The 19,366-nt window shown below is 35.7% G+C and carries 18 protein-coding genes; 5 read left to right on the top strand and 13 right to left on the bottom strand.

Features of this window, described 5'->3' with window-relative positions:
- Position 1: 1 nt before the first annotated feature.
- From ES675_RS13785 to ES675_RS13750, 8 genes are all read right to left on the bottom strand, one after another.
- Complete coding sequence (locus ES675_RS13785; RefSeq protein WP_066250308.1) at positions 2–931, bottom strand: GDP-L-fucose synthase family protein; 930 nt, start codon at positions 929–931, stop codon at positions 2–4.
- Complete coding sequence (gene gmd / locus ES675_RS13780) at positions 924–2,060, bottom strand: GDP-mannose 4,6-dehydratase (protein WP_066250305.1); 1,137 nt, start codon at positions 2,058–2,060, stop codon at positions 924–926. Before gmd ends, ES675_RS13785 begins: the two co-directional genes overlap by 8 nt.
- A gap of 20 nt (positions 2,061–2,080) precedes the next feature.
- A complete protein-coding gene (locus ES675_RS13775) occupies positions 2,081–3,292 on the bottom strand; it encodes a glycosyltransferase (RefSeq protein ID WP_066250300.1) in 1,212 nt (403 codons plus the stop codon).
- A 56-nt stretch (positions 3,293–3,348) separates the two neighbouring features.
- On the bottom strand, positions 3,349–4,275 hold the full coding sequence (locus tag ES675_RS13770) for a glycosyltransferase family 2 protein (RefSeq protein ID WP_066250296.1): 927 nt from the start codon (positions 4,273–4,275) through the stop codon (positions 3,349–3,351).
- Positions 4,259–5,137, bottom strand: a complete 879-nt coding sequence (locus tag ES675_RS13765) for a sulfotransferase family protein (RefSeq protein ID WP_066250294.1) — start codon at positions 5,135–5,137, stop codon at positions 4,259–4,261. The genes ES675_RS13770 and ES675_RS13765 overlap by 17 nt, the downstream gene beginning before the upstream one ends.
- An 89-nt stretch (positions 5,138–5,226) precedes the next feature.
- On the bottom strand, positions 5,227–6,363 hold the full coding sequence (locus ES675_RS13760) for an FkbM family methyltransferase (RefSeq protein WP_066250291.1): 1,137 nt from the start codon (positions 6,361–6,363) through the stop codon (positions 5,227–5,229).
- Positions 6,364–6,387: 24 nt separating this feature from the next.
- Positions 6,388–7,614, bottom strand: a complete 1,227-nt coding sequence (locus tag ES675_RS13755; protein WP_066250288.1) for an ABC transporter ATP-binding protein — start codon at positions 7,612–7,614, stop codon at positions 6,388–6,390.
- A gap of 401 nt (positions 7,615–8,015) precedes the next feature.
- On the bottom strand, positions 8,016–8,861 hold the full coding sequence (locus ES675_RS13750; RefSeq protein WP_066250285.1) for an ABC transporter permease: 846 nt from the start codon (positions 8,859–8,861) through the stop codon (positions 8,016–8,018).
- Between the two features lie 770 nt (positions 8,862–9,631).
- Here ES675_RS13750 and ES675_RS13745 point away from each other — a divergent pair.
- Positions 9,632–10,051, top strand: coding sequence for an endonuclease domain-containing protein (locus ES675_RS13745; protein ID WP_066250283.1), 420 nt, complete (start codon positions 9,632–9,634; stop codon positions 10,049–10,051).
- Between the two features lie 430 nt (positions 10,052–10,481).
- Here the strand turns inward: ES675_RS13745 and ES675_RS13740 are convergent, their stop codons facing one another.
- The 3 genes from ES675_RS13740 to ES675_RS13735 form a co-directional block, all read right to left on the bottom strand.
- Positions 10,482–10,931, bottom strand: a complete 450-nt coding sequence (locus ES675_RS13740; RefSeq protein ID WP_066250278.1) for a hypothetical protein — start codon at positions 10,929–10,931, stop codon at positions 10,482–10,484.
- A 60-nt stretch (positions 10,932–10,991) separates the two neighbouring features.
- Positions 10,992–11,114 carry a hypothetical protein gene (locus ES675_RS16695; RefSeq protein WP_255365494.1) on the bottom strand — a complete coding sequence of 41 codons (123 nt, stop codon included), beginning with the start codon at positions 11,112–11,114 and terminating at the stop codon, positions 10,992–10,994.
- A gap of 120 nt (positions 11,115–11,234) precedes the next feature.
- Positions 11,235–11,432, bottom strand: a complete 198-nt coding sequence (locus tag ES675_RS13735) for a hypothetical protein (RefSeq protein WP_066250275.1) — start codon at positions 11,430–11,432, stop codon at positions 11,235–11,237.
- A 336-nt stretch (positions 11,433–11,768) separates the two neighbouring features.
- Between ES675_RS13735 and ES675_RS13730 the strand changes: the two genes are divergently transcribed.
- The 4 genes from ES675_RS13730 (at position 11,769) to ES675_RS13715 (ending at position 15,225) form a co-directional block, all read left to right on the top strand.
- Positions 11,769–12,134: a DUF7793 family protein gene (locus ES675_RS13730; protein WP_066250272.1), complete on the top strand. Its 366-nt coding sequence runs from the start codon at positions 11,769–11,771 to the stop codon at positions 12,132–12,134.
- 47 nt (positions 12,135–12,181) lie between these two features.
- Positions 12,182–13,093: a helix-turn-helix domain-containing protein gene (locus ES675_RS13725; RefSeq protein WP_170244093.1), complete on the top strand. Its 912-nt coding sequence runs from the start codon at positions 12,182–12,184 to the stop codon at positions 13,091–13,093.
- A 246-nt stretch (positions 13,094–13,339) separates the two neighbouring features.
- Positions 13,340–14,866, top strand: coding sequence for a DoxX family protein (locus ES675_RS13720; RefSeq protein WP_066250265.1), 1,527 nt, complete (start codon positions 13,340–13,342; stop codon positions 14,864–14,866).
- Between the two features lie 80 nt (positions 14,867–14,946).
- On the top strand, positions 14,947–15,225 hold the full coding sequence (locus tag ES675_RS13715) for a DUF6520 family protein (protein WP_066250263.1): 279 nt from the start codon (positions 14,947–14,949) through the stop codon (positions 15,223–15,225).
- A 143-nt stretch (positions 15,226–15,368) separates the two neighbouring features.
- Here the strand turns inward: ES675_RS13715 and ES675_RS13710 are convergent, their stop codons facing one another.
- Positions 15,369–17,933, bottom strand: a complete 2,565-nt coding sequence (locus tag ES675_RS13710) for a S9 family peptidase (RefSeq protein ID WP_082985885.1) — start codon at positions 17,931–17,933, stop codon at positions 15,369–15,371.
- 23 nt (positions 17,934–17,956) lie between these two features.
- Positions 17,957–19,357 carry a RagB/SusD family nutrient uptake outer membrane protein gene (locus tag ES675_RS13705; protein ID WP_066250251.1) on the bottom strand — a complete coding sequence of 467 codons (1,401 nt, stop codon included), beginning with the start codon at positions 19,355–19,357 and terminating at the stop codon, positions 17,957–17,959.
- Positions 19,358–19,366: the final 9 nt, after the last annotated feature.

Below are 19,366 nucleotides of genomic sequence, written 5' to 3'. Positions count from 1 at the left end.
TCTATTTCTCTTTTAAAAACTTCTCATTATAAACTAAACGAATCCCGTCTTTCAAACCTATCTTGTGTTTCCAGCCCAAACCATGAATCTGGCTCACGTCTAATAATTTACGTGGCGTCCCATCGGGCTTGTCTGTATTCCAAACAATAGCACCTTTAAAATCGGTGATATCTTGGATTAAATGCGCTAAATCTTGGATAGATAAATCTGTTCCCGTACCAATATTAATAGGCGCATTCCCGCTGTAATGAGTCATTAAAAAGCAGCAAGCTTCAGCCAAATCATCCACATGCAAAAATTCGCGCATGGGTTTTCCAGAACCCCAAACCTCAACACGAGGCAAATTGGCTTCTTTCGCGGCATGAAACTTTCTTAATAAGGCAGGTAAGACATGTGAGTTTTTTAAGTCGTAATTATCATTGGGCCCATATAAATTAGTAGGCATAGCGGAAATAAAATCGCAACCATACTGTCTGTTGTAATTTTCGCAGAGTTTAACGCCCGCTATTTTGGCTATGGCGTATGGCTCATTGGTCGGTTCTAAAGCACCAGTTAACATACTAGATTCCTGTATTGGCTGCTCCGCATATTTTGGATAGATACAGGACGACCCTAAAAACAAAAGTTTCTTGACGCCATGCACATAACTCTGATGAATCACGTTCGCCTCCATCATAAGATTCTCATATAAAAAATCGGCACGATACGTATTATTAGCTACAATCCCTCCTACTTTAGCAGCTGCCAAAAACACATAATCTGGTTTTTCGGTTTTAAAAAAATAAGCAACGGCTTGTTGTTCAGTCAAATCCAGTTCTTTAGAGCTCCTATAAAGCAAATTCGTAAACCCCTGGGCTTCCAAGGCTCTCATAATGGCAGAACCTACCATCCCAGTATGACCAGCAACATATATTTTAGCGTTTTTATTCATGCTTAAAAGAGGCTTTCTGTGAGTTGGAATCAAAACCACCTGCTTTTAAATAGGCTTCTTTCTGGCACAGGTTTAAATCATAAACCATCATTTCGGCTATTAATGTCTCCAAGGTATATTTCGGCTCCCAATTCAACAATTCTTTACATTTATCCGCATTTCCCACTAATAAATCTACTTCTGTTGGTCTATAATAATTAGGATCAATTTTTACAACTACCTGGCCAATGGGCAATTGGTATTCCAAATCATGGCAAGCAGAAACTACCGCCACCTCATCAGCTCCTGTTCCTTTAAAGGTCAGGGTAATCCCAACTTCCTGAAAAGCCATATTCACAAAATCTCGAACGGTGGTTGTAACACCTGTAGCTATAACATAATCTCTAGGGATTTCTTGTTGCAACATCAGCCACATGGCTTCTACATAATCTTTAGCATGACCCCAATCGCGTTGCGCATCTAGGTTACCTAAATATAAAACGTCTTGTTGTTTTAAGGCAATTCTACTGGCAGCTCGTGTAATTTTTCGGGACACAAAAGTCTCCCCACGCAAAGGGGATTCATGATTAAATAAAATCCCATTACAAGCAAACATATTATAAGCTTCTCGATAATTGACCGTTATCCAATACGCATATAATTTGGCAACCCCATAAGGCGATCGCGGATAAAATGGTGTGGTTTCACATTGCGGGGTTTCTTGTACTAAACCATATAATTCCGACGTGGAAGCTTGATAGATTTTAGTTTTTTCTGTAAGGTTTAATAAACGTACAGCTTCCAAAATCCGCAAAGTACCTAAACCATCAACATTAGCCGTATACTCTGGTGTATCAAAACTTACTTTTACATGACTCATGGCACCCAAATTGTAAATCTCCTCCGGTTGCACATCTTGAATAATTCGGGTAATATTCATGGCATCACTTAAATCACCATAATGTAGGGTAAACCGAATATCTGTTTCATGAGGATCTTGATATAAATGATCTACCCGATCGGTATTCAATAAAGAGGCACGACGCTTAATACCATGTACTTGATAGCCTTTTTCTAACAAAAGTTCGGCCAGATAGGCACCATCTTGTCCGGTGACCCCTGTAATTAATGCTGTTTTTTGATTTTTCATTTTAAACTTGACACCTCTTATTATTTTAATATAGTCTTAAACAAGTCAATATACGAATCTGCTTGAATTTTTAAATCATATTTTCTTATGGCATTCGCTCTAATAGATTTTCTATCAAATGATTCCATGGTTACAAGAAACGTGTCAATCGTGTCTAATAATGCCATACTATTAACCGTTTTAGTCAACAAACCATTTTCTCCATCTTGAATCATATCTGGAACGCCACCAATTGGGAACCCTATAACGGGTGTACCACACATAAGCGATTCTAAAACAGTGTTTGGCAAGTTATCCATTAATGAGGGAATAACAAACACATCAGCAGCAGAATAGGCCATACTCATTAAGCGTTCATCATAAATAGAACCTAATTCTATGGTATTCTCAACGGACTCTAATGCGCTTTTTTTATTCCCTACAGCACATAAAACGACATCATCACGTTGCAACAAGTCCAAAGCTTTTAATAAATAGACATATCCCTTTCGGTGATTACTAATGGAATCCGCTACAAATAAAATCACTTTTTTATTTTTTGGGATATTTAAAATGGCTCTTGAGTAATTCCTGTCTCTGGGTTGAAATACTTCAGCATTAATCCCATAAGGAATACAATACACTTTTTTGGATTTAAAAACAGTACTGTTTTGAGCTTCTAGACGCAACCATTCTGAAGGTGCAACGATACTAATATTTGAGGCAGATTGTATGGCTTTAAATTTTAAAGTTACGTTTTCTTTAAAAACACGTTTCTCTTGTTCTGATAGCTCCCGCGGCATAGAATATCCAGAAGCATCCATACCTAAAACTGTTTCCAGATAGTGTTCGCCACCCGTGAATGGATTCATATCGTGCAAAGTCCAAACTACGGGTTTGGTGTTTTTTTTGAAAAAGGACTCATAATCTAAAAAACTGGCTACCCAATGCAAATTAATGATGTCGGCTTCTTGATAAAGTGGAGAACTGATGATGTCGAAATTAGAATGTGGGAAACTAAATAATTCCAAACCAGGTTCCCTTTTTTTTAAAAATTGCTGTTCTTCAGTTTGTTTTGGTTTGTTAAAAATACCCATAACACGTAAAAAAAGCAATACTTTTTCTTTTAAAATATGAAATTTACTTTTGGGTATATGGTTTTTATGAAATTGAAATGTTTTAGCTAATGATTTCTCCTTATGTCTTAAAAGCACATTAGCATCAATACCTTCACTCAATAAGCCTTCATGCAAGCGCAAACAAGCATTTGCTGCGCCTCCTCTATCGTATGTATTAACTATTAGAATTTTCAGAAATGTAGTTTTAAATATGTTAATTTATAATACCAATGCAATTTATAATTAACAAATTGTAACAAATTACGCTCACGTTTTGTTAGATCTGATAATTTAGCATAAATTTTTACTTTATTTTCATCAAGTGCCAATTTATATTCTGGCGCGTGCAACAGTCGTTTTTCTATCAAATTTATAAATTGTAGGTATTGTTTATAGGCTAGAATTAAACCTTTATTAGTTTTATGCAAACTACCATGCAAACCAGCATCATGCAACCTATAAACGGCCATGGTATCGTACAGCACATGCCCTTTTTTATTTTCAGAATTCTTTAGCACACTTAAAACCAATCCTAAATCACCAAATGGTAAATTTACAAACCAATCTGGTATAGTATCAAATAGTGTACGTCTATAAACAATAGAGCAAGAAGCGGTTTTATTAGCTTGGATATAATCGTAAAGTGTATAATTGGTATCTATTAAAACCCCAGGAATAATAGTGCGCTCCGTTGTATGTAACAAATTTAATTGTTCCACATTATGAAAACAAATACCATAATTTGAATTACCTTCCAAAAAATCAACCTGCTTTTGCAGTTTCAAAGGGTCTGTCCAATAGTCATCACCATCTAATAATGCAATATATTTACCTTGGCAATTATCAATAATATTGGCGAAATTATGAAGTCTGCCTAGCTTTTGCCTGTCCTTCCAATAGGTGCCTCCAACAGGTCTATCCAACACATGAAACGTAATCTGGGTATTGGTGTTTTTAGCAATAACGGCATCAATAATAGCTAACGAATCATCTGTCGAAAAATCATCACCTATAACAACCTCAAATGGAAAATTCGTTTGTTGCATAATGACACTTTCCAAGGCTTGCTGAATATATAAACCATGGTTGTAGCATTGAAGTCTAACACTTAACATCATATTTAAAAAGTTTTAGGGCGTCTTTAGCAGTTTTATTAAATTGTTCAATCTCTAATTTAGCCAATTTGCGTTTATAGATACCAATATCTTTAGCATCAATAGGCTGCAATGTTTTTTGTTTCCAGGCTACGGTTTCTTTAGGCTCCAATTGTTTTAGCTGGTTATTTTTATAAAAATCAAGCATCTCGGGTTCAAATTCTAATTGTAAGGCCTCAAGAATTTGAGAAAGCGCTTTAATTGGTGTTTTTAAAATATCCTCATATTTAATTAAAATATAGTTGTCTCGGGTTTCATAGAAATTAAATATATTTAAATTATTAACACGCCATTCCTCAGCAATTTCAGTGATGTCAGTTGGCAAATTAGGTTTGTATTTATGGGAGCTGTCTATATGTTTTATCTCCCTATATGAACAAGCGGTGTCGCGTCCATCCCTCACAATATGAATAATAAATTTATCAGGCGCCATCCTGTCTAATTCATCTAGATGTTTAATATAGTAATTATTTTTATCCCCTAATAGTTCAGGTTGTTTATCATGTAAAAAAGCATAACTCAAATAAACACAGGTAGAAAGCGCATTATAATCCTGTGGTCTGTTGTCGTCAATAACCTTTCGAATTAATGAACTAGGGAGCAACCACGTTTCAAACTTTTTAGAGTTCTGAAGGTCATCAATATAATTATCAATATCTATAGGATTTAAATTGGATTGATTCCATGACCCATATTTAGAGGCTAACCAATGGTAAAAACCACATTCAGGCGGTACACAAATCTTTGAGTGACTATTAAGTAACAACCTTAAAAGGCTAGAACCTGATCTAGGATTTCCATATATAAAAAATTGGTTTCTTGTCATTTTAAAAAGTTGTTTCTATAAAAGGCTATTCGTTTATGTTTAAACGTTTATTTCTTGGGTAAAATTTACAGACTAGTAATGGTAAATTATTAGTTATTTTTTTTTGGTATAGCAAAACATATAGTTTCTTCGGCATGAATGGTATAATGTCCAATAAAAATATCATAATCCAAATTTAAGTCTAATATCCAAGCAGGTATTACTGCCAAATCATGAATACTATGATAAATAGCAATAGCTAATTTAGGTCTATACTTTTTAATAGTCTGAATGGCACCTTTTAATGCAGGTAATTCAGCACCCTCAATATCCATTTTTATAAAATTTACAGTATGTAATTTTTGGTTTACTACAAAATCATCAATGGATATGGTTTGAGTAGTTCCGGTTTGTTCTGGAAATGAATTGAATTCTACGCGACTTGCGGGGCCATTATCTTTAAAGAAAATAGTGTCATTAGAATACTCTGAAACAGGATTATTAACTAAAGTTATGCGTTTCTCATAATTATTATTTAAAGAAACATTCTTGTTGAAAATTTTGATGTTTTCAGGAATAAACTCAAAAGAATAGACATGACCGGATGCGCCAACTTTTTTTGCAAAATATAACGCAGTGTCTCCCCAGCATCCACCTAAATCTAAAACGGTATCACCTTCAGTAGCTGCAATAATTTCCTGTCCATCTATTTTATAGGCATATTGTTCAATCAAAAAATCAACAGCTACACGAGATTCAGAAAAATACAAGCTAATAGGATACCCAACAGACTCTAAATTAAATTTATAAAGCATAAAATGCATGAAATTAGGGTTTAGCGCGTCATCAAAATCAGCTAATTGTTTAGCCTTATCAATAGATTCCCAATAATCTTTATTATTACGCGGTAATTTAACCTTTGTATAGCCTAAAACTCGATATGCTAACAAACTAATCAACAATTCACCATCAGTTTTTGTTAATTGAGACCAATAAAGTTCAAACTCATTCAAATATTCACCTATGAGCTTTTGTCCTTTTGAAATGTAAACGTTATGCTCTGGGTGATAACCTATAAGGTTTTTAATTAAAATTTTAAATCTGCTTTTTAAAGTTTTTGGCTTCTTAATACTTTCAGAATCTTTTAAAAAAGCACCAAATCGATAGGTATCAAAATTTTCAATCCCATAGTTATTGGGTAAAGAGTCAATTATTTTTTGGGCCAAGGCGTCTTGAAATGACTTCATAGTTTGTAATAAAAATTGATAGTATTAATTATTAATAATCTCGGCGTCTAATAAAAAGGATGTCCACATTTGTTTCTCATGTATAACACGAAGTGTTATAACTTTATGCATTTTACAGAACATGTTAAAGGAACAGTCCTCAGAGGCATTGAATGTAATCGTATAAATACCTTTAGATAAATAAACATTTTTTAATAAAACGGAGTAATAAATAAAAACGTCTGTCTCAATAGATTTCAACTCTTGTCCTTCTGGATAAATTTCTGCTACCGCACGTTGCTCCTTATCATAAATAGCCAGATGAATATAGGGTTTTCTTGATAACGTATTATTTCTTATTTTAAAGTTGAGTTTAATTGTGGAACCCCAATTCACATCATAAACACCATCTTTTTGTTCTGCATCTTCCATCATAACATCCTCTAAAACAATGCTTCCGTCACTAAACACAACACTTTCACCTTCATCAGTTAAAAAACGATTATAATACTCATCAATAATACCCGACACATCGGTTCCTTGAAATTTAGAAACGCCTTTTTCAAGTAATATAATGGTATTGCAAATCCGCGAAACCATCGGCATATTATGGCTCACAAAAATAACAGCCGTCCGCGGTAAAATGGCATCAATAGTTTTAAAACATTTTAATACAAAGCCTAAATCGCCTACAGCCAAAACCTCATCAATAATCAATACATCAGGTTCCATTTGGGCAGCTACAGCAAAACCCAAGCGGACTTTCATGCCACTACTGTAGTGTTGCACCGGCATATCAATAAATTCCTCTAATTCGGCAAAGGCTATAATCTCGTCCAGCTTGCTATCAATTTCCTTTCGGCTAAAGCCCAAAATAGCACCATTATTATAAATGTTTTCGCGCCCACTTAAAATAGGGTTAAAACCTGCACCAAGCTCTATAAGGGCACCAACACGTCCTTTAATAGTAACCGTCCCAGCATCCGGATTTATCAGGCCGTTTAGTATTTTTAATAGCGTGCTTTTACCAGCACCATTATGCCCAATTAAACCCAAACACTCACCACGGCGTAACTCAAAGTTAATATCTGTAACAGCCCAAAATTCTTTGGGGCGCAAGGTCCGTTCCAAATTAGAACCGCGTACGCCACTAATCAAATCCTTTACCCCATACCAAAGGCTAGTTTTAAGGTCCTTGCAAAACTTTTTGCTCAAACCCTCAACTTTTACAAGCACCTCTTTATCGGTTGTTATGTGTTTACTATCAGACATTTAATTTATAATGCTTTCGTGTTTTTTTTAAATCTTTATAATGCAATAACTACAACTCTGTAACTCTGCAACTCTGTAACTCTGCAACTCTGCAACTCTGCAACTCTGCAACTCTGAAACTCTGAAACTCTGAAACTCTGAAACTCTGCAACTCTGCAACTCTGCAACTCCGCAACTCTGCAACTCCGCAACTCCGCAACTCCGCAACTCTGCAACTCTGCAACTCTGCAACTCTGCAACTCTGCAACTCTGAAACTCTAAAACTCTACAACTCTGCAACTCTGCAACTCTGCAACTCTGCAACTCTGCAACTATAAAATCAATTTTGCCCTACTAACCTATCTTTATTCATTTATTCTTAATTATTAATTACGCATTGCTAATCATTAATTATTAATTAATTATGCACTTAACCGTTCCACAATAATCGGTATTGAAATTCGGTAAACAATCAACCCTAAAAACAAGAAAGGCACACAAATAGCAACCACTACTAAAAAATAAGTAGCATACTCTGGAGTAAACCCAACCACCAAATCACGAGCTGTTAAAACAATAGGTGTAATCGGGTTCCAAGTCATAATAGTTTTCATGATTCCCGTTTCAGGTATCGCATAAACCACAGGAGTGACATACATTAAAAATTGCATCCCAAACGAAATAATTTTTCCTATATCTTTGTATAACAAACCAATAGGTGTCAAAAACAACCCAACTGTAGTACCAAAAAGAATAGCGCCAAAAATAGCTAATGGGAATAACAATAAACTCCAATGAAAACCAACACCATACACAAAAATAAAGACCACCAATAGAATTACTTTAATACTGCTATCAAACAACAACTTATAAATACCAGAAAGCAATAAGGCTTCTTTAGGAAAATTAATTTTGGTTAGAATCCCCTTCGCAGCCTGCGTACTTTGCATAGGCGAAGTAATAGAAGCTACAATTATAGACCAAATAAGAGTACCGGTAAAAGCATAAACCGGATACGGAACACCCGTATCAGAAAGTTTAACGGTTCCACTATTATTAAGAAAAATCCAAACAGCCGCAGTAGCCAAAGGTGCAGCAAAAGCCCACAAAATACCCAGATAGGACTGTCTATACATCGCCTTAATATCACGTTCTGCCAACTGCCGCGCTAAAAACCGAGAATGGTACATATCACCTAAACTCGCCTTTAATAGCGCACCAAACTTTATAGTTCGTTCTTTCTGATAGACTCGGGTCTCTAAAGCCATGGCTGGAAACTATATTTTTCTTTTGTTTTATAGGGCTAATATACTAATTCCAAGCAGAAACCAAAACGCAAACTTTATAATTATTAACCATAAAATCTAGTTGTTTATCACAACAAAACAAACAGTCAAAAAATTAAACTACAAAGTAAATAAATCTAGTGTCTTACCTCAAATCTCAAAAACAATAACAGTTTAGGCTCCCCTCTTCAGATGAAGAGGGGTGGGCAAACGAAGTTTGCTCGGGGAGTTTGAACATAACTCATGAGCAAACGAAGTTTGATCAAAGAGTTAAAACATAACTAATAAGCAAACGAAGTTTGATTAGAGAGTTAAAAAACAAACTAATAAGCAAACGAAGTTTGGTCAAGAAGTTTAAGTCTAAACAAAGTTTGGACAAGGTTTAAAGCAAAGTACAACGGAGATAAAGAAAGGGCGTACCTGCCGGTTTATAGGGATTTTGAAAAACAAATCGGCGGTCTAGCCACCTCCCTTTAACTAAAGGGCAGAGCCATTTGAGCTTGTTCTCTAAAACAGATAAGACTTTGCACAAGTTTCAAGTATCAACTTTCATATAATTTAAAAAAAGAAAGTAGTTAATAACCCGCCTATTCTAAATAAATAATAACATTCCAGGCTCCCCTCTTTAGCTAAAGAGGGGGATGAATTTATCGAAGTACAACGGAGATAAAGAAAGGGGAGTTTGAACATAAACCGCATAAACAAACGTAGTTTATCCAAATATTTTAAACCTAAAACCGTACCTTTAATACATGTCCAAGCAGAAAATCCATACCAAAAAAGAACTACAAGTTTATAGAAAACAACTGCGTAAAACATTAACACCTGCCGAAGCCTTCCTATGGAAACAAGTAAAATCCAGACAATTAAATAATAAACGCTTCACAAAGCAACATAGTATAGGTCACTATATAGTTGATTTTTATTGTGCCTCTGAAAAGCTAATTATTGAATTAGATGGGCAAGGTCACTTTAATCCTGAAGCTCAAGAATATGACAAAAAACGAACAGTGTATTTAGAAAGTTTAGGCTATAAAGTCATCCGCTTTGAAAACAAAATGGTTTTTGACCACTTACCATCCGTGCTACAAGAAATAAAAGAATCTTTTAATTCAGAAGAAGAAGAAGAAGAAGAAGAAGAAGAAGAAGAAGAAGCCAAACCCTCCGTCTAGCCCTCCTGCCGTCGGTCTAGCCACCTCCCTTTAACTAAAGGGCGGAGCCATTTGAGCTTGTTCTCTAAAACAGATAAGAACTTAAATAAGTATCAAATTTTAAATTAGAAAAAATATAAAGTAATTAATAACCCGCCTATTCTAATTAAATAATAACAATCTGGCTCCCCTCTTCAGATGAAGAGGGGTGGGCAAACGAAGTTTGCTCGGGGAGTTTGAACATAACTCATGAGCAAACGAAGTTTGATCAGAGAGTTAAAACATAACTAATAAGCAAACGAAGTTTGATCAAAGAGTTATAACATTACTAATAAGCAAACAAATTTTGGTCTGGGAGTTTAAATCAAAGTGCAACGGAGATAAAAAAAGACCTGTCTACCGTTCGGCAGAAAGCGTAAAAACCAAGGTTCAACGAAGCCAAACTCAAATTTTACAACTCCCAAGTCGCCAAAAAATCCGGCAGCGCATCCAACCGGTACCAATCCAAATAATGCAATAAAGCATCCTCATAATAACCAAATCTAATGGTTTGACGCACCACCTCTTCGCCTAACAAATCTAAAATAATAATATAAATATAATCAAGCAGCTGTTCAACATCAGCAGGCGCTTCAAGCTTCGGATAGGTAATTAAATGAAACAATAAATCACATGTGCAATTACGACTATCAAAATCTACAGGCGCCCACCTCAAATCACTCGGTTTTATAGGAAAATCCTTAAAGTAATAAGGTTCATCTGTTCCAGTCCTGATAGCCTCTAAATCAAGCTGCGGCTGAATAAAAGCAACAATCGTCCACTTAGGTATGTCGGGAGCTATGTTCACAAGATTGTTTACGAAAAACACCCCATCTACCTGCCCATTGGTACTTAGAATCAATTGCGCATCTGTCTCATCTTTAGAGAAAGTGATACCAAAGCATAAGTTCTCATGATAATCCTATAAGCGACTAGTAAGTTCATGATTATAAAAAGCCTGCTCGGCAACCGAAAAATCCTGTAAATAGTAATAAGCCTCAGCATAGTCCTGAAACCAATCCCAAAAATCATATAACGATGTCATAATTATATATTTACTAAATTATCCTAATCAGCACAACCTCATAACACAAACAGCAAAATAATGTACCTGAAAATAAAATTAAGAAGTTGGTGTTAACCAAAGCAACCGAAATAGCAGATACTAACCAATCCCATTAATACTGTTAAAAACCTCATCATAAGGCAAACCTAAATACTCACAAGCTTCAGAAATGGTCACCAATTGGTGCTTTTTCTTTTTTTTGAGCAGTTTTATGTCACGAATCACCTCTCTAGCATACCGCTCACTTTTTCCCGTGATCCAACTAATGTCTTTGCTATAGATACATATCCGCCTCATAATTGAAGTTTTATGAGGGAAAAAACGCAATTTAATTAAATGTAAAATTCTACAAGAAACCCAAAGGTTGCTATTATAAAAATGTCAAATTAACAAGTAACCATAGAACCTATTTCAGAATGCGCATATAAGCTATAAAAAAATCAAATGCACTAATAATTTTAAGCGAGATATACTTGTAAGAAATCCCTACAAGAATAGGAATTATCCTTTTGAACAAAAAAACAGTAAAACAAAGCACCAAGGTCTCTCAAAAAAACAAGGATATCCCTTTTAAAAAATATAATCAATAGTATTTTTTAGTAATTTAGGGAAATCCGACCAATCATTTGAATTATGAAAGAGAACGTATATGCTAAATTTTGGGTGTCCGATGGTATTTTATTCTTTATTTATAAACCCATTGATTATTTAGACTTTCCAACGGCGAAAATAATTGTTGATGATAGATTAAAATTTCAACAAGAAACACAATACCCTATTCTTTGTGATACCCAAGGCATCAAAAACTCTGTAAAATCAGCGCGTGATTACCTAGCCAACGAAGGTTCTACCCTCGCTAAAGCCGTAGCGATAGTCGATAATAGAATTATTGCAAATGTCATGTTACGCTTTTACTTGCTAAAGAACAAACCTGTAGTACCTTCAAAAATATACCATACGCAAGAGGAAGCCTTAAACTTTTTAAACGCCTGTAAATAATGCAGAGTCACATCAATAAATCCAGACTGGAACAAATACATCAGCTCTTGCTTAAAATAGCTGAAGGCGATTTCTCCTTTGAAATCGAACGTACCGATAAAGATGATGACATTGAAGCAATCCTTGTGCTAGTGAATTTATTAGCGGAAGAAATGAGAGAAACCCTTAATTATTATAATGTATTAAATGCAACTGACACAATCAAACAATACGCAAACATGCTCTTTGTTCTAAATAGCAGCTTTCAAATTCAATTTGCTAATAGTCAGGTTCAAAAAACATTGGGTATCGCCCCTGCGTGCCTAAAAAAGACTTCATTCACTGCCATCTTAAGTAAAAAGTCGCATCAAAACTGGATAACCATAGCTAACAACATGCTATATCAAAAAGAATATCATAATATTACCAAGCTCACATACTTGTGCACTAACCTATTAACCAAAACACTCACCACGGCCATCAATGTTATACCGCGTAGTGGACAAGAACCCCCACTTATCATCATCTCTACCTGTCAAAAAGTATTAAAAAGCCAACTAATGGAAGAGGATTTAAAGCATTCTTTAAAAGCCGTTAGAAATAAAGGTTCAAATAACCCAACAAAACCAAACGTATTGGTCAAAGAACAAGACATGCGTATTATGCAGCAAATTAAAGGGTATATCTTGCAAAATCTAGAACACCCACTTCCAAATCTTAGAACATTGGCAAATCAATTTGGTACCAACGAATACAAATTAAAATATGGCTTTAAACAATTATACGGAACCACAGTATTCCGATATTTAACGCAAGAAAGGCTAAAAAGAGCGAGTTTACTCATACAAAACACCTCCCTGTCTATAAAAGCTGTGGCAAAAATGACGGGATTCAAAAATGTATCACATTTCTCCAAAGCTTTTAAAAATCATTTTGGTGTCAAACCCACAGACATGAAAAAACTAAATGACAACAACTAATATCAGAATAAGGTTATGCTACACCTTAAGTAAAAATCCCGCACAATTGCCCACCACACCAGGCTCACCACTCACTTTTCACTATTCATTGTTCATTGTTCATTGTTCATTGTTCATTGTTCAATATTCATTTTTAACTTTTAACTATTCACTTTTAACTTATAACTAAAAATCCGTCCAAGCAAATCCCTAATCCTTAAAAAGTAATTGAGATAGTCGAATTTTATAATGTCTTAATTTCAGATCATGCAAATTAAAAATCTTATAACTAAAAATACCATAGTAGTAGCCACCTCCATGCTATTCATACTCCTATTCGTATATGCCAGCGTAAGCAAACTCATAACCTTTACAGATTTTCAAACCCAATTAGGGCAGTCACCACTTTTAGCCGCTTTTGCAGTTCCTGTTTCATATGGTGTTATTGGGGTGGAATTAATCACCTCTTTATTGTTAGTTTTTGAAAAAACAAGGAAATGGGGCTTGTATCTAGCTTATTTGCTTATGGTGATGTTTACAACCTATATTGTCATAATACTAAATTTCACATCCTTTACACCCTGTTCTTGTGGTGGGGTTCTGGAATCATTGGGCTGGACAGAACATTTAGTGTTTAATGTGGGGTTTATACTATTGGCAATTTTGGGTGTTATAACATATAAGCACCACGATACATCTTCAAAAAACCGTAGGGTTAAAAATAAAATAGTCATTTGGAACCTGGTATTTACCAGTATTTTAGGCGTGATGCTTGTCATAACATTATATGCACTTTCAGAGAAACAGATTCATAGGAATAATGCGTTTATAAGACGATACCTCCCACACCCCGTAACAACTATAAAAGGAATAGAAATACCATTTAACTCATATTATCTCGCTGGTGTTTCAGGAGATCAAATTTACCTTGGAAACACAAGTGCCCCAGCTCATATCTTAAGTATAGACACAACACTAAATTATACACAATCACATCAGATTGAGTTGAACAATGAACAACAAATTCCATTTTTTGCCCCACAAATTAAAATCAAAGAACCATATTTCTATGTAGTTGATGGTCAAGTACCAACTATTTTTAAAGGGCTCTTAACCGATTGGAAAGCACAAGTTTTTTGGCAGGGAAAACCCTCTGAAACCTTTTCCAGAACCGAAATCGTCTCGCCTTCTCTTTTTATTTTTAGTGGTCTTGATAAATCCTACGGTCAAAATGTAATTGGCCGTATTAACTTTAATGACATGGATACCGTAGTTAAATCACATCAGTTATTAAAAAAACAAATCGATGGCGTCTTTGATACCGATGGCATGTTACGTTTCAACTCAGAATTAAACAGACTACTTTATGTATATTATTATAGAAATGAGTTTGTAATAGCTGACACCAGCCTTAATCTGGATTATAAAGGACGTACAATTGATACGGTGAAAAATGCATCTCTAAAAATAACCACTACTAAATCAGGACAGATCAGAACGCTTGGGAATCAATCTACAATTATTAATAAACAATGTGCTACTTGGGGAGACTATTTATTTGTAAAATCTGATCGATTGGGTAAATACGAACCTAAAGAAATGCTCAAAGACGCCTCTATCATCGACGTTTATAACCTAAATACGGAATCCTATGACTTTAGTTTCTATCTATACCATTTTAAAGGTGAACCCATAAAAACCTTTACCATATACCAAAATAGGTTAATTGGCCTTAGTGAAAACTATCTCGTAACCTTCCGTTTAAATCCGCAATTCTTTAATCTAAAAACTTAATAAAATTAAAATATACGGCCGTATCAGGGGAAATCGAAAACCTGAAAAAGAGTAGATATAAACATTTTAAATTGAATATCATGAAAACAAAAAAAATGAAATCAATTTTGCCTGCATGTATATTCATGTTCGCTATTGTTAGTGCCTTTGCTTTTAAAGGAACTCAAGAAAGCCCGCTTCTAGCGCCTGACACAGGTTGGATTAATTTACCAGGGCAACCATGTGCTATTGAAGTACAATGTGATAACAACCCGGGGCCTATTTGTACCGCTATTCATAATGGGGTAGAATACCAAGCCTTCGGGAAAACTAGTGAAATGCCTTTGACTTGTACCAAAGTTCTTTCTAGAAGATTCTAAAGTGTAATTACCATAATTCATTATGGGGGAACATAAACTAGGTTTTCTGTAAAAACCATGCAATTAGTGTCTACCCACCATAAAATTATAATAATTACATAATTTTAGATAAAAGTGTCCTTTTTTAAGGACACTTTTTTATATCAATGATCAATCCACGCTTCTTTAGAGGTGTTTTTAAGAAAAAAATTAAACCAAGCCATAACTTTATGTGTTAAGTCTTCTTGGTTTTCTGGTTTCATAAGCACATGAGGCTCATCAGGATACATAAGCAAGGTACTAGCTTTACCTAAACGCCATAATGCCGCATACATTTTAATGCTGTATGCTGGTGGAACCATTGTATCATCACTGCCCGTCCAAAATAAAACAGGGGTATCTATTGTCTTAACATTCATAATGGGCGATTCTATTAAAAATCCTGGAGATGTAAATGGTTGTCTATTCCTAAATTGGGCATTTTCAAAGCGCTCCATATTGGAAAGGTTTGAAGAATCAAGACCTAAATAAAAACTTAACAAATCCGTAACGCCAGCTCCTACTACAGCTGTCTTAAATCTATCTGTTTGACTAATAATATAGCCTACTTCAAAGCCTCCAAAAGAGTGACCTATAATACCCATATTCTTGTCATCAATATTAGCAGCACCTAAGGCGGCATCAATGGCCGAATTCACACAAAACAAAGCCGATCTACCAGGCGCATTAATTTCATAAGATATATCCGGATATAATACAAAATAACCAGACGTCGTGAAATTAGAAACATTAAAACCAGCATAGTTATGCATAGTTGGTATCGTATAGGTATGCAAAGCATCTGATGTATTCTCGTAAATGGAAACAACCAATGGATAGGAGTTTTCAGGATTGTAATGGGCTGGATAAAATAACGCCCCTTTCAAAGAATCGCCTTTAAAACTAGAATAGGTTATAAGTTTGGAACTGCCCCATTCAAAATCCGTTTGCTGCAAATTGCCCTGTGCTATTGTCTTAGGAGTATTGCCAAGCGTGATAGACATGATACGAGGCGAAACATCAAACCGACTTTCTACATAATGAAACTGGTTTTTTGAAATCGGTTTAACAGCTATCAATTTGCGGGCTTGTTGCACAACTGCCTGATAGCCACTTTCTGTATTGTAAACACCAAACCCCTCTCCTAATGTCCTAGTATCAATACTTCGTATTAACAAGGACGCATCTATATCATAGGTGCTCGCTATAAATCCAAAAAATCCGTTTCTAATAAAAGGAGGCTCACCGCCAATCAAACGATACCGAACCGTATCCAAAGTACCGCTTGTAAGCTTTTTATGTGTACCAGTAGCTAGGTTAAATAACCAAATATCGTAGGCGCCATAAACCAATATCCCCTCATCCGCCGTCCAACCCCCAAAGCCGAAAGCGTGATGGGTATCCAAACGATCACTTTGCGCCTTATTAAAATCAACAGGTAAATTTTGGGTAAGATTACTATGATTACCAGTACGTATATCATAATACCACCAATCCTTATCTTTAAAATAAGCAATATAATCGCCGGTTTCTGAAACAACTAAATGCCTAGGAGCACGCAATTGCTGTTCAATAAGTTTTGTTCGCTTACCGGATTCCAAATCTAATAAATAAACATCACTGTAACGATCACCATATTGGTAAGTTGGTAAATACCGGGTATCATCCAAGAGCAATACAATATTTTGATTATCGGCTAAAGCAACTGCTTGCAAGATAGCATCCTCTATAACGTGTATCCTGTTGCTTTCTGGAAACCATACAGTCCAAAAATATCCGCGATCACTTGGCTTCGGAGAAATCTGAAGATCAGATGAATTCCACACGTCAACCATCTTGGTATCAGGTGTTTCCTGTGTCGTTTTTGCTATATCAAAAAATACCTTGGTACCATCGTCCGACAACAATAATTTACTAGAAACAATATGCCGATTGTCTGGAAATTCGACAATACTATCGGATTTGAGCTGACCTATATTTGAAGGATGGCTTATATCAAAAACGAAATGTATCTCAAAACGATTTGTACAATTATTAAAATAATAGTAGGCCAAGGAGGTTCCTGGTTTATTCCAAGTCAGTTGCCGAAACGCACCGGTACCAGTTTCTACCAACGCCTTATCATCTTTAGGCTTATCCAAAGAGAGTATTGTAACCGTAGCAACGCCTTGTTTCCTTTGTACAATGGCCACATGGGTTCCTGTAGGATTAATACGGTAGGACGTTACATGGTCAAACTGTCGTGTATCTTTAGTGTTTACATCCGTTACGTAAAGTGCATGGCTTTCATTTGAGGCCTTTAGATATATCAAAAAGTTGTGATCTAGAGTAAACTCATAGCCTTGCACATGAAAAATCGGTTGGGCTTTACCTGTACGTAAATTTAAAAGATGTAGCGTATCAGCTGTCATATAAGAAAACATGGCAGCATCCGCCAGAATACGCTCGTTATAACCAGATGGTATAACATAGCGCTGCTTGGTTTCCGTGTTCTCTAAAAATAAAGTATCGGTTGCCGCCGGATAGGACATGGTATATGAGGTCCAAATACCATCTGCCGATGTGTCGCCCATTTTTAAAGTATGCCATAGGTCATAATCGTTTGGCGTTAAAGGCTGCTTATTTTGTGCAAGACAATTAAAACTAACCAACAACAAATAAAAGCAGATTAAAATATATCTTAAAATCATTATCGTAAGGTTTCTTTAGTCAATTAATAGCCGGGGTTTTGAGGTAATAAATTTGGGTTTAGTAGTAATTCCGAATCGGGTATAGGCCATAAACGCCCAGTACTGTTCCAACCTGGCTTGATAGGATTTAAAGTAGCATCCAAAAAACCAGTGCGTTTTAAATCAAAAAAACGATGTCCCAATTCACTAAAGAATTCTATACGTCGCTCATGTAGTATGGCTTCTATAAGCGCTTGTTCGGTACTGGCCGTTGTATTTCCTAACCCGGCGCGATTACGGATCGTGTTAATATCCGTTTGAGCCCCTTCAATATCGCCCAAGTGGGCGCGAGCTTCTGCCCTAATAAGGTATAACTCCTCTAACCGAAATATAATCGAGTATTCACGGGATTCAGCCTCCGGTACAAACTGCTTATATTTGTAAGGATAATACCAAACCTCCGAACCATCAACTACATGCCCAGTCCAAACAGACTTGCGCAAATCTCCAAGTTCAAAAACATCAATCAAATGGGAACTCAAGGCGCGATTAGGAGGCGGACTCAACGTAAAAATAAAATTTTCGGCGTCATAGGTAGGTAACCCTGGTTGATTGCGCATCAACTGCCATATCGTACCGGTACTGGTTTTCAAAAACACATCTTCAAGTGCTGGAACCCAAGTTAGATTGTCTCCAGATATTACGGCACTAGCGGCCATTTCAGCAGCCTCCCAATTGAAACTATACAAATTAACCCGTGCTAATAAGGTGCTCACCGCAGCCCGACTAGGTCGCAACCTAAAAGGAGTTAGACCTGTATCTTGTAAAGATATGTTAGCTGCCTCTAAATCCGTGATAATGGCCGCATATACGTCAGTTAAAGACATTCTCGAAACTGTCGAGTTAGCCAAGTAATCGGTTGTTGCTATATAAGGAATCTCACCAAAAATTTGAACCAAATAAAAATGAACAAAAGCCCGAACAAATAAAGCCTCTCCCAAAAGCCGTTCCTTATCAGGTTCAGGAATCCCTGTCGAGTTTTCAAGCCCCTCAATGATAGAGTTTGCTGCATAAATCAAATTATAGCTACCATTCCATAAAGTACCAACTTGAGGATGACTTGAAATAAGCGTGTTTTGAAAGAAGTCGTATTCCTGTAAGCCTGTATTATATGGTTGGATTTCATCAGCATAATTCCCTAATAATACGGAAAGTCCTGAAGATGTGCCACAAACTAAAGTAGTGTTAGCCATTTTACTGTAAATTTCTGTTACAGCAGCTTCCGCTGTAGTCAGATCATCAAATACCGTTTGACCTGTAAGTTGGGAGTCTGGTAAATCCACATCAATAAAGTCCTCGCAATTAAAAAATAAGGTCGTGACTAAAAGCAAACTAAAAAGTCCGAGAGCCTTAAAATAATTTTTATATATTAAATTTAGTTTCATAATATGAGT

Source organism: Algorimicrobium algoritergicola (assembly GCF_008086165.1).
Taxonomy (GTDB): domain Bacteria; phylum Bacteroidota; class Bacteroidia; order Flavobacteriales; family Flavobacteriaceae; genus Algorimicrobium; species Algorimicrobium algoritergicola.
This window is presented reverse-complemented; position numbering and strand designations above follow the sequence as displayed.